The following is an 11,807-nucleotide window of genomic DNA, read 5'->3' as shown; positions in this document are numbered from 1 at the left end:
TCACTGCGACTTCGGCTCGCTGTCGTCGATCTCGACGGCGAAGGTGCCCGCCTTGATCGCGGCCTCGCGCTCGGCCACCAGGTCCATCGCGTCCTGCGGCACGCGGCCCTCGAAGGTGCCCAGCGGCGCGAGGCTGGAGCCGCCGCGATCCATGAAGCTGTAGCGCCCGTAATCGGCGGCGGTGAACTCGCCCGCCTTCACGGCCGCGATCGCGGCATCCATCGTCGGCTCGAAATGCCAGATCGCCGAGGCGACGACCGTGTCGGGATAGTCCGCCTGCGTGTCGATGACGTTGCCGATGGCCAGCACGTCACGCTCGGCCGCGGCATCCGAGACGCCGAAGCGTTCGGCATACATCACGTCGGCGCCGTTCTCGATCATGGCGAAGGCGGTTTCCTTGGCCTTGGGCGGGTCGAACCAGGAGCCGATGAAGCTGACCTGGAAGCTCGCCTCGGGGGCGGTCTCGCGAACACCGGCCATGAAGGCGTGCATCAGGCGGTTGACCTCGGGGATGGGAAAGCCGCCGACCATGCCGATATTGTTCGTCTCGGTCATCGACCCGGCGATGATGCCCGACAGGTAGGCCGCGTCCTGGATGTAGTTGTCGAAGACGGCGAGGTTCGCGGGGCCCATGTCCTCCTTGAAGCTGGATCCCATCAGGAAAGCGGTGTCGGGATAGTCGGCGGCGACCTCGCGCGCCTCCTGCTCGGCGCCGAAGATCTCGCCCACGATCAGGTCGACCCCGCCCTCGGCATATTCGCGCATCACGCGCGGGTAGTCGGTGTTGGCCACGTTCTCGGTGTATTCATACGCGATCTCGCCGCGCTCCTCGGCGGCGAGCGCGGCCTTGTGGATGCGGCTGACCCATTGCTGCTCGACCGGGACGGTGTAGATGCCCGCGACCTTCAGCGGCTCATGCGCATCGGCCATCGCGGCGGGGGCGAGCGCGGCGCCGGTCAGGGCGGCGGCCAATCCCAGCATCAGCCTGCGGGTGAGCGGGGTTCGGATCAGTCGGGTCATGGCAGGCTCCTGGCAGAAGGTTAACGCGGGCGGAGCGTCCGCCGCGGGTCCGCCCCTGTCAAGCCGCCCGGGCGGGTCGCGCAACCGATCTTGGGCACGCGCAAGAAATACGCGTTTGACGGCGCGGCCTGCCACGGCATCTTGCGGGTCGAAGCTGCCGGAGCGCGCCGATGACCCGCACCCCCCTGATGACGCCCGTCCTGATCTCGGGCTGCATCGTCCTGATGGTGGGCTTCGCCATCCGCGCCAGCTTCGGCGTCTTCCAGATCCCCATCGCGTCGGAATTCGGCTGGCCACGCGCCGAGTTCAGCCTCGCCATCGCGATCCAGAACCTCGCCTGGGGGATCGGCCAGCCGATCTTCGGCGCGCTGGCCGACCGCTTCGGCGACCGCAAGGCCATCGTCGCGGGCGTGATCTGCTACGCGGCGGGGCTGGTGCTCTCCTCCTTCGCGGTGACGCCGGGGGCGCATCAGCTGCTGGAAATCCTCGTGGGGTTCGGCATCGCGGGGATGGGCTTCGGCGTGATCCTCGCGGTGGTGGGCCGCGCCACCTCGGACGAGAACCGCTCCATGGCTCTGGGCGTGGCCACCGCCGCCGGGTCGCTGGGCCAAGTCTTCGGCGCGCCGCTGGCCGAATGGCTGCTGGGCTTCTATTCCTGGCAGGAGGTCTTCGTGATCTTCGCGGTCCTCGTCGCGCTGCCGCTGCTCACGCTGCCGATGATGCGCGCGCCCGCGGCGTCGAAGCCCACGCTCGGGGAATCGATGGGCCGCATCCTGCGCGGCGCGGTGCGCGATCCGTCCTACGGGCTGATCTTCGTGGGCTTCTTTTCCTGCGGCTACCAGCTGGGCTTCATCACCGCCCACTTCCCCGCGATGGTGACCGAGATGTGCGGGCCGATCGACCCGAACGGGGTGCTCTACTCCTTCGGGGTCACGACCACCTCGGCGCTGGGCGCGGCGGCCATCGCGCTGATCGGCCTCGCCAACATCGCGGGCACGCTCTACGCGGGCTGGCTGGGCAAGCGGCTCAGCCGCAAGAACCTGCTGGCGGGTATCTATCTCGGCCGCACCATCATCGCGGCACTGTTCATCGCGCTGCCGATCACGCCCCTGTCGGTCATCCTGTTCTCGGTGGCGATGGGCGCGTTGTGGCTTGCGACGGTGCCGCTGACCTCGGGGCTCGTCGCGCATATCTACGGGCTGCGCTACATGGGCACGCTCTATGGCCTGGTGTTCTTCAGCCACCAGCTCGGCAGCTTCCTGGGAGTCTGGCTGGGCGGGACGCTCTACGATTCGACGGGCAGCTACGTGACCGTCTGGTGGGTCGGCGTGGGCGTGGGTCTGCTCTCGGCGCTGGTCCATCTGCCGATCAACGAGACGCCGCTGAAGGCCCGCGTCCCCGGCGGGCTTGCCGCAGGGTAAATCCCTGTCATTCTGACGGGACCGCCCCCGACAGGAGAGACCCGATGCGCATGATCTTCGCCCTCTGCCTTCTGGCCCCCGCCGCCTTCGCGCAGCAGGCCGCCGATGCCGTCGCGCCGGAGGCCGCGACCGGACTTGCCCCCGAGGCGCCGGCCCCCGTCACCGCACAGGACTGGATGGTCGCCGCCGCCAATCCGCTGGCCGCCGAGGCCGGGGCCCGGGTCCTGCGCGAGGGCGGCAGCGCCGCCGACGCCATGGTCGCGGTGCAGGCCGTCCTGGGCCTAGTCGAGCCGCAGAGCTCGGGTCTGGGCGGCGGCGCCTTCCTCGTGTGGTACGACGCCGCGACCGGCGCGCTGACGACGCTGGACGGGCGCGAAACCGCGCCGATGGCGGCGACGCCCACGCTGTTCCAGGTCGATGGCGAGCCCATGGGCTTCTTCGACGCGGTCGTGGGCGGGCTTTCGGTGGGCACACCCGGCACGCCCCTGCTGATGGAGGAGGCGCATCGCCGCTGGGGCCGCGCCAATTGGGGCGGGCTCTTCGACGAAGCCATATCCTTGGCCGAGGACGGCTTCGCCGTCTCCCCGCGCCTCGCCACGCTGATCGCGGACGATGCCGAGCGGCTTTCGAGCTCCGAGGCGACGGCGGCCTATTTCCTGCCCGGCGGCACGCCGCTGGCCGAGGGCGCGACGCTGGTCAACGCGGCCTATGCCGAGACGCTGCGCGCCTTCGCGCGCGACGGGTCCGACGCCTTCTATTCCGGTCCGGTGGCCGAGGGGATCGTGGCGACCATCCGCGGCGCGGCGCAGCCCGGCGTCCTGACGCTGGACGACCTCGCCGCCTATGACGTGGTCGAGCGCCCGGCGGTCTGCGCGCCCTATCGCGGCGCCGAGATCTGCGGGATGGGGCCCCCGTCGTCGGGCGCGCTGACCGTCGGCCAGATCCTGGCGCTGATCGAGCCCTACGACATCGCCGCGTTGGGTCCCGACGACCCGCAGGCCTGGCGGCTGATCGGCGACGCCTCGCGCCTCGCCTTCGCGGATCGCGGCCGCTACATGGCCGACAGCGACTTCGTGCCGATGCCACGGCTGCTGGATCCGGGCTACCTGGCCGAGCGCGCGGCGCTGCTGGCCGGCGACGACGCCCTGCCGGAGGTCACGGCCGGCACGCCGCCCTGGGACCACGCCGCACTGGAGCTGGCCGACGACACCTCGCTGGAGCTACCCTCGACCTCGCATATCTCGATCGTCGATTCCGCGGGCAACGCGCTGTCGATGACCACCACGATCGAGAACGGCTTCGGCTCCCGCCTGCTGGCGCCGGGCGGATTCCTTCTCAACAACGAGCTGACGGATTTCTCCTTCCGGACGCATTCGGATGGCGTGCCGATCGCCAATCGGGTCGAGCCGGGCAAGCGGCCGCGTTCGTCGATGTCGCCCACCATCGTGATGCGGGACGGCGCGCCGGTGATGGTCGTGGGCTCGCCCGGCGGCTCGCGGATCATCGGCTACGTGGCCAAGACCATCGTCGCGCATCTGGACTGGGGCATGGACGTGCAGCAGGCCATCGCGCTGCCGCATCTGGTGAACCGCTTCGGCACTTACGACCTGGAGGAAGGCACCGCCGCGGCGGCGCTGGCCGAACCGCTGGCCGCGCTGGGCTACGAGACGAATATCCGGGGCCTGACCTCGGGCCTGCACGCCATCGCCATCGCCGCGGACGGGCTGACCGGCGGGGCCGATCCGCGCCGCGAGGGGGTCGCCATCGGCGAGTAGGCCGCGCCTATTCGGGCGCTTCGCAGGCCTCGCCCCGCGCGCAGGCCAGCGCGGCGTTCACGACCTCGTCCGTCGCGGTCAGCGCGAAGCGCGGGCAGGGCCCCTGCTCCAGCACGAACCGGTCCTCGCGGCGCTCGATCAGGGCGACGACCTCCCCCTCCGGGACCGCGCCGCACCAGGCGGCCTCGCAGCCGATCTCGATCGTCACGGCGGTGCGCGCCGGCTGGACAAAGCCCTGGGCCGACGCGACCTGCCCGGTAAACAGGGTCTCGACGCTGTAGTCCTGCTTGTCGTTCGGATCGCCCTCCGGGCCCTCGGGCTGGTCGGGCAGCGGCGCGAAGATGCCGCGGGCCAGGACATAGGTCGCCTCGGAGTCGCTGGCGGCCTGGAAACTGCCCTGCATCGTGGGCGCGAGGCAGGAGAGCGCGGCGGCGGGCTGGGCCAGGAGCGCGGCGGCGAGAGCGGCGGGGATGGCGCGGAACATGAATGGTCTCCGGGTTTGGGTCATCCGTTGATCCGTCGCGGCTGGCACGCAACGCAAGCCGTATCGGATAGCGACGGCGGGGCCTTGCCGGTCAGATCAGACCGAATCCCGCGAAGACGCGGGCATAGAGGTCGCGCTTGAAGGGCACGATCGCGTCCAGAAGCGCATGGGCCTCCATCCAGCGCCATTGCGAGAATTCGCGCTCGTGGACCTCGAGATCGACGGCGTCGTCCGGCCCGTCATAGAGGAACCGGTACCAATGCTGCGCCTGCCCGCGAAAGCGCCCCTTCCAGAGCTTCGGCACCAGGTGCGGCGGCAGGTCGTAGGCCAGCGGCTCGGGCAGGTGGCCCAGCATCTCGACCATGTCCGCGGTCAGGCCGGTCTCCTCGCGCAGCTCGCGCAGGGCGGCGGCCTCGGGCGTCTCGCCGGGGTCGATCCCGCCCTGCGGCATCTGCCAGGCGCCGGGCGTGTCGATGCGCTCGCCCGCCCAGACCAGCCCCTGCGGGTTCGTCAGGCAGACGCCCGCGCAGGGACGGAAAGGCAGATGGGCGATCTGGTCGGGGGTCATGGGAACGCGGGCGGGCCGGGCGGCCCGCCCCCGGCGGCTCACTTCGCCGCCGTCTCGATGGCCGACAGCCCCTTCAGGATGTCGATCGCGTAGGCGAGCTGGTAATCCTCGTCGCGCAGTTCGGCGGCCTCGACGGCGGCCTCCTGCTCCTGGCGGACCTGCTCCTGCTGCTCGTCGGTCAGGCTGTCATTTCCCAGAGCGCCGCGCAGGCCCGCCTCGGAGCGGCGGGGACGGTCCGTCTCCTCCTCGGCGGTCTCCTCCTCGGGGACGCGGGGCGGCTGCACCACGACGATGTCGGGCGAGATGCCCAGCGCCTGGATCGAGCGGCCCGACGGCGTGTAGTAGCGCGAGGTCGTCAGGCGGATCGCGCCGTCGCCCTGCACCGGCATGATCGTCTGGACCGACCCCTTGCCGAAGGACTTGGTGCCCACGACCACCGCGCGGCGGTGATCCTGCAGCGCGCCCGCCACGATCTCGGAGGCGGAGGCCGAGCCGCCATTGATCAGCACGACCATCGGCTTGCCCTCGGCGATGTCGCCGGCGCGCGCGTTGAAGCGGTCGCCCTCGTCGGCCTCGCGCGAGCGGGTCGAGACGATTTCGCCCTGCTCGAGGAACGCGTCGGCCAGCGCCACGCCCGCGGTCAGCAGGCCGCCGGGATTGTTGCGCAGGTCGAGCACGATCCCGTTGACGCTCTCCAGCCCGCCGGCCTCGGCAAGCACCTCCTCCAGCCCGGCGCGCACATTGGGCAGGGTCTGGTCGTTGAAGGTCGAGACGCGGACGACGACGCTGTCGCCTTCCTGCCGCACGCGGGCCGCGGTCAGCTTGATCGTGTCGCGGGTGATCGTGATGTCGAGCGGCTCTTCCAGCCCCTCGCGCACGATGGTCACGATGATGTCCGAGCCGACGGGCCCGCGCATCAGGTCGACCGCCTCCTCCAGCGTCAGGCCCAGTAGCGTCTCGCCATCGACGGCGGTGATGAAGTCGCCCGCCTCGACGCCCGCCTCGTAGGCCGGGGTGCCGTCCATCGGGGTGATGACCTTCACGTAACCCTCTTCCTGCGTGACCTCGATGCCGAGGCCGCCGAACTCGCCGCGGGTATCGGTCTGCATGTCCTCGAAATCGCGCGGCGGCAGATAGGAGGAATGCGGGTCGAGCGAGGTCAGCATGCCGTTGATCGCGGCCTCGATCAGCTCGCCCTCGTCGACTTCCTCGACATATTGGTTGCGGATGCGCTCGAAGACGATGCCGAACAGGTCCAGCTGCTCGTAGACGCTGGCCTGGTTCGCGTTTTCCTGCGCGAGGAGCGGCCCGGCGATCTGCGTGGTCGCCAGGATGCCAGCAACCATTCCGGTCGCGGCGGCCATCGCGGTCTTTCTCATGGGTCGTTTCCCTACTCGTCTTTGGCGAACCAGGTCGCCGGGTCCACGGGCCTCCCGGCCTCTCTCACTTCCACATAAAGCGTCTCCGGCCGGGATACGCCACCACCGGACAATGCGTCGCGGAGGAAATCGCCCGCATCCGGCACCGATCCGCCCATCAAACCAAGCGGCGCGGACGCCGCAACGATCTCACCGGCGCGACCATAAACCTCCGACAGCCCGGCGAAAACCAGCAAGGTCCGGGGCTCGGGCTCCAGGATGATCACGTTGCCGTAATCGAGAAGCGGGCCCGCATAGCGGATCGTGCCCGCCGTGGGTGCCGTCACCAGCGCGCCCGCGGCGGTGGCCAGCACGAGGCCCGGGCGGACGATTCCCGCGGCGTCCGGCTCCTGGTATTCACGCAGCAGGGTGCCCGCGACCGGAAGCGGCAGGGGCCGGGCCGGCGCGGCATCGACCGCCGCGGGCAAGGCGCCCAGCCCGTCGGCGAAGGCCTCGAGCGTGTCGACGCGGTCGCGCAGCCCGGCCACCCGCGCGGCGTCGGCGGCGAAGCGTTCGGGCAGCGGCGCGCGGTCGGTGATCGCCTCGGAGAGCGCAGCGCGCGCGGCCTGCACGCCGGTCAGCCCCGCCCGCAGGCTTTGCGCGGCGGTCTCCTCCAGGCGGCGCAGCTGCTGCAATTCGGAGAGGTCGCGGCGCAGCACCTCGGCCTCGCGGTTCAGCGCGGGCGTGATCTCGCCCAGCATCATCGCGCTGCGCGCCGTGCCCAGCGCCCCGGAGGGATGCAGCAGCAGGAGCGGACCGGGCGACCGCTCGATGGTCGAAAGCGCCGCGACCAGCCGCGCGATCTCCCCCTCGCGCGCGGCCAGGTCCGTGGCCAGCGCCGTCTCGCGGATGGCAAGCTGGCGCAGCCCGTCGCGCAGCGCCGAGAGGCCGGTCTCGTAGGCGCGCACCACGCCGGTCAGGGCGGTCACGCGATCGCCAGCGCTCTGCGCCGCGTCCAGTGCCAGCGCCGCCTCGGCGAGCTGGCCCGCCGCGCGGCGCGCCGTGTCGGCCGATTGCGCCTGCGCGGCGCCGGCCAGCAGGGCCCAGAGCAGAAGCGCGCGCAGTATCATGCGATCAGGCTCTGGCCCGTCATTTCTTCAGGCGGCGCGATCCCCATGAGCTCCAGAAGGGTCGGGGCCAGGTCGCCCAGCCGCCCATCGCGCAGCCGCGCGCCCTCGGGCCCGCCCCAGAGGATCACCGGCACGGGGTTGAGCGTGTGGGCCGTGTGCGCCTTCCCCGTCTCGGGGTCGATCATGGTCTCGCAGTTGCCGTGGTCGGCGCAGACGATCATCGCCCCGTCGCCGCCCTCCAGCGCCTCCAGCACCGCGCCGAGACCGGCATCCACCGCCTCGCAGGCCTTCGCCGCGGCCTGCAGATCGCCGGTATGGCCCACCATGTCGGGATTGGCGTAATTCACCACGATCAGGTCGTAGCCGTCGCGGATCGCGCCGACGAAGGCTTCGGTGACGGCGGCCGCCGACATCTCGGGCTGCAGGTCGTAGGTCGCCACGTCGGGCGAATTCGGCATGGTGCGGTCCTCGCCGGGCTCCGGGTCCTCCTTCCCGCCGTTCAGGAAGAAGGTCACATGGGGGTATTTCTCGGTCTCGGCGACGTGGAACTGGCGCAGCCCCTTGGTCGCGACCCAGTGGCCCAGCGTGTTCGGGACGGTCTGCTTGGGAAAGACGGTCGCCATGAAACGGTCGTGCTTCTCGGAATAGTCGACCATGCCCAGCATGTGCAGGTCGGGCCGCTCGCCCGCGTCGAACCCGTCGAAACCGGGCGCGGCCAGGGCCGACAGGATCTCGCGCGCGCGGTCGGCGCGGAAGTTGAGGCAGAAGAACCCGTCGCCGTCGCGCATGCCCGCGTAGCCGTCGATCACGGTGGGCTGGATGAATTCGTCGCTCTCGTCGCGGTCGCGCGCCGCCCGCACCGCGGCGGCAGCATCCGGGGCGGCCTCGCCCATCGCGTGCACCATCGCGTCCCAAGCGCGCCTGACGCGGTCCCAGCGGTTGTCGCGGTCCATCGCGAAATAGCGCCCCGACAGCGTGCCGACCCGCGCGCCGTCGGGCAGGTCGGCCAGAAGCTTGTCGACGAAGTCCTCGGCCGATCGCGGCGGCACGTCGCGGCCGTCGGTCACCGCGTGCAGCACGACCGGCACGCCCGCCGCCGTTACCGCCTCGCAGGCCGCGATCACGTGGTTGATATGTCCATGCACGCCGCCATCCGAGATCACGCCCATCAGATGCGCCGTCCCGCCCGAGGCCTTGAGCGCGTCGATCCAGCCGGTCAGCGCCTCTTCGCGCGCGAAGCTGCCGGTCTCGATCGCGTGGTCGATCAGGCCCAGATCCATCCGCACGACGCGGCCCGCGCCGATATTCATGTGCCCGACCTCGGAATTGCCCATCTGCCCCTCGGGCAGGCCCACATCGGGGCCGTAGGTGACCAGCGTCGCGTGGGGGCATTCGCGCATCAGCCGGTCGAAATTGGGCGTGTCGGCCACGTCCGGCGCGGATTGCTCGGGCCGGTCGCTGATGCCCCAGCCGTCGAGGATGCACAGGATGACGGGTTTCTTCTGCATGGGATCGGCCTCCGCGGCGGTTCCGGCCCGTTCTAGGCCGGGCTCAGGCACGATGGTAGGGGGCGCCCGCCAGGATCGCGGCGGCGCGGTAGAGCTGTTCGGCGAGCATCACGCGGACCAGCATATGCGGCCAGACCACCGCGCCGAAGCTGATGGCGAGATCGGCGCGGGCGCGGAGCTCGTCCGTCAGCCCGTCGGCCCCGCCGATCACGAAGGCCACGTCGCGCGCCTGGTCGCGCCAGGTTTCGATCTGCCGGGCGAGCTCGGGCGAGGTGAGCTGGCGGCCGCGCTCGTCGAGGATCGCGACGGCCGCGCCGGGTGGCAGGGCCCGCGCGATCAGATCGGCCTCCGCCCCCTGCCCCGCGCCCCTGGCGTCCAGTTCGACCAGATTGATCGGCGGCAGGCCCAGCGCGCGCCCGGTCCGGGCGAAGCGGTCGAGATAGTCGTCGACCAGCACCTTCTCGGGCCCCTTCCGCAGGCGGCCCACCGCGACGAGATGCAGCTTCATGGGCGCGCCCGGGCTCGGGCCGGCGCGGGGTCCGGGCGCATCACGTCCGCCGGGCGATCAGTTCGGCCGCTTCGCCTCGGACGGGTCCTGCCACATCTTCTCCAGCTGGTAGAACTCGCGCACTTCCGGGCGGAAGATATGGACGATCACGTCGCCCGCATCGACGAGGACCCAGTCGCCCTGCGCCTTGCCCTCCGTCCGCGCGGTCCGGCCCAGCCGGTCCTTCAGGCGGTCGGCCAGCTTCTCGGCGATGGCGGTGACCTGACGCGTCGAACGGCCGGAGGCCACGACCATGTGGTCGGCCACGGCGGACTTGCCGTTGAGGTCGATCTGCACGACGTCCTCGGCCTTGTCTTCGTCCAGCGATGTCAGGATGAGAGCCAGCAACTCGTCGCTGGCGGCGGTGCCCTTGCGGGCCGGGCCGGCCTGGTCGGCGGCAATGGTTTGGGCAGACAGGGGTCTGATCCTCCGGGTCTGGGGCGGCCCCGGCGGGGGCCTTAATATAATGATAACACCGGCATCGGTCGCCGGGCAATCTTGCCATCGATATGGGCGGCGAACCGCCCGGCTTCAACCGGGTCCCGGCTCGCGCGCCGGCCCGTCCGGATCGCCCGCCGGGCCTTGCGCCGCACGCTCCGCGGCGGACCGGGGCGCATCGGTGCGCAGCTCCTCGGGGTTGAGCACGCGCATCTCGCGCTGCGGGAACGGGATCGAGATGCCGTGCTCCTGGAACGCGTCCCAGAGCGCGAGATAGACGTTGCCGCGGATATTGGTCAGCCCGTCGGTCGGGTCCGAGATCCAGAAGCGCAGGATGTAGTCCACGCTGGAGTCGCCGAAGCCCACGATGTGACAGACCGGCGGCTTGATCGACAGCACGCGCTTGGTGCCCGACGCCGCCTCGATCGCGACCTTGCGGACGAGGTGCGGGTCGTCGCCATAGGCGGTGCCGAAATAGATATCGAGCCGAACGAAGCTGTTGGAATGCGACCAGTTCACCACCTGCCCGGTGATCAGGTCCTCGTTCGGGATGAGGTATTCCTTGCCGTCCCGTGTGGTGATGGAGACGTAGCGCGCGGTCAGCGTGGTCACCCAGCCGAAGGTCTCGCCCAGCGAGATGACGTCGCCGGGCTTGATCGACTTGTCGAGCAGGATGATCACGCCCGAGACGAGGTTCGACACCACCTTCTGCAGGCCGAAGCCGAGGCCCACGCCGATGGCGCCCGACAGGACCGCGAGCCCGGTCAGGTCGAACCCCACCGCCTTCAGCCCGATGAAGAACGCCCCCGCATAGAGGACGATCTGCAGCATCTTCACGACCAGCACCTTCATCGAGGGGCTGAGATCCTCGTTCTGCGAGATGCGGGAGGCGGTGGTCTTGGACAGGAAGCGCGCGAAGAAGAACAGCACGCCAATGACGACGACAGCGGTCAGCAGCGACAGGATCGAGATGCGGAAATCGCCGATCTCCAGCGCGACGGTATCGAGCGCGTCGCGCGTCTCGTCCCAGATGCCGAGGTAGAAGAGCGTGACGTAGATCCAGAGCGCCCAGGTCACGATCTTGCGCAGGAACGGGTTGCGGACCAGCCGGGCGACGAAGCTGACGATCATCCAGGCCGTTCCGATGGTCGCCGCGAGCCCCACCAGATAGCTGCGCGACGGCCAGGTCACCTGCTGCATCGTGACGTAGACGGCCCAGGCGATGGCCGCGAAGAACACGAGCCCCAGCCGGTTGCGCAGGATGACCAGTGCGCGGAGCTGCCATTTCGGCCGCCCGGTCTGGCCGCGCATCCAATGCGTCATCCGCTCCGCGACGATGCGGCGCAGGCCGTAGGCCAGCGCGATCAGCCCCAGGACGATCAGCAGCTGCCACAGCTTCCAGCCCGGCTGCAGCAGATCGCCCGCGAACAGCGTCGCCTGGCTCCACAGGCGGGCCAGTTCGTCGGTCAGCGGGATCGTTTCGAGGATGGCCTCTTCCATCGGCCCTCTATGGCGCAGCTTGCGGCGCGGGGGCAACGGGGCTATCCGACATGGCGAT

At 70.4% G+C, this 11,807-nt stretch carries 11 protein-coding genes; 2 read left to right on the top strand and 9 right to left on the bottom strand.

The annotated features are described in order from the left end of the window. Positions 1-1,020, bottom strand: coding sequence for a BMP family protein (locus P8627_RS09180; protein ID WP_279963799.1), 1,020 nt, complete (start codon positions 1,018-1,020; stop codon positions 1-3). A gap of 170 nt (positions 1,021-1,190) precedes the next feature. On the opposite strand from P8627_RS09180, the gene P8627_RS09175 reads away from it, so the two are divergent. Together P8627_RS09175 and ggt are read left to right on the top strand one after the other, a co-directional pair. Further along, positions 1,191-2,441 carry an MFS transporter gene (locus P8627_RS09175; protein ID WP_279963798.1) on the top strand — a complete coding sequence of 417 codons (1,251 nt, stop codon included), beginning with the start codon at positions 1,191-1,193 and terminating at the stop codon, positions 2,439-2,441. Between the two features lie 44 nt (positions 2,442-2,485). Continuing rightward, positions 2,486-4,216 (top strand): gamma-glutamyltransferase, encoded by a 1,731-nt coding sequence (gene ggt / locus P8627_RS09170; RefSeq protein ID WP_407932923.1) that lies wholly within the window; start codon positions 2,486-2,488, stop codon positions 4,214-4,216. A gap of 7 nt (positions 4,217-4,223) precedes the next feature. On the opposite strand, the gene P8627_RS09165 is transcribed toward ggt, so the two are convergent. From P8627_RS09165 to P8627_RS09130, 8 genes are all read right to left on the bottom strand, one after another. Beyond that, positions 4,224-4,700: a hypothetical protein gene (locus P8627_RS09165; RefSeq protein ID WP_279963797.1), complete on the bottom strand. Its 477-nt coding sequence runs from the start codon at positions 4,698-4,700 to the stop codon at positions 4,224-4,226. Positions 4,701-4,791: 91 nt separating this feature from the next. Continuing rightward, the gene (locus tag P8627_RS09160) at positions 4,792-5,268 is read right to left on the bottom strand and encodes an RNA pyrophosphohydrolase (protein ID WP_279963796.1); all 477 of its coding nucleotides are present in this window, start codon (positions 5,266-5,268) and stop codon (positions 4,792-4,794) included. Between the two features lie 38 nt (positions 5,269-5,306). Continuing rightward, a complete protein-coding gene (locus tag P8627_RS09155) occupies positions 5,307-6,647 on the bottom strand; it encodes a S41 family peptidase (protein WP_279963795.1) in 1,341 nt (446 codons plus the stop codon). Positions 6,648-6,658: 11 nt separating this feature from the next. Beyond that, complete coding sequence (locus P8627_RS09150) at positions 6,659-7,756, bottom strand: murein hydrolase activator EnvC family protein (RefSeq protein ID WP_279963794.1); 1,098 nt, start codon at positions 7,754-7,756, stop codon at positions 6,659-6,661. Further along, a complete protein-coding gene (gene gpmI / locus P8627_RS09145) occupies positions 7,753-9,264 on the bottom strand; it encodes a 2,3-bisphosphoglycerate-independent phosphoglycerate mutase (protein WP_279963793.1) in 1,512 nt (503 codons plus the stop codon). The genes P8627_RS09150 and gpmI overlap by 4 nt, the downstream gene beginning before the upstream one ends. 43 nt (positions 9,265-9,307) lie before the next feature. Then, the gene (gene rlmH / locus P8627_RS09140) at positions 9,308-9,772 is read right to left on the bottom strand and encodes a 23S rRNA (pseudouridine(1915)-N(3))-methyltransferase RlmH (protein ID WP_279963792.1); all 465 of its coding nucleotides are present in this window, start codon (positions 9,770-9,772) and stop codon (positions 9,308-9,310) included. Between the two features lie 57 nt (positions 9,773-9,829). Continuing rightward, entirely contained in the window at positions 9,830-10,213 is a 384-nt protein-coding gene (rsfS, locus tag P8627_RS09135) for a ribosome silencing factor (protein ID WP_279967439.1), read from the bottom strand. A gap of 129 nt (positions 10,214-10,342) precedes the next feature. Further along, positions 10,343-11,749 (bottom strand): mechanosensitive ion channel family protein, encoded by a 1,407-nt coding sequence (locus P8627_RS09130; RefSeq protein ID WP_279963791.1) that lies wholly within the window; start codon positions 11,747-11,749, stop codon positions 10,343-10,345. Positions 11,750-11,807 lie beyond the last annotated feature (58 nt).

The sequence above is a fragment of the Jannaschia sp. GRR-S6-38 genome, from assembly GCF_029853695.1.
GTDB classification, from domain to species: domain Bacteria; phylum Pseudomonadota; class Alphaproteobacteria; order Rhodobacterales; family Rhodobacteraceae; genus Jannaschia; species Jannaschia ovalis.
This window is presented reverse-complemented; position numbering and strand designations above follow the sequence as displayed.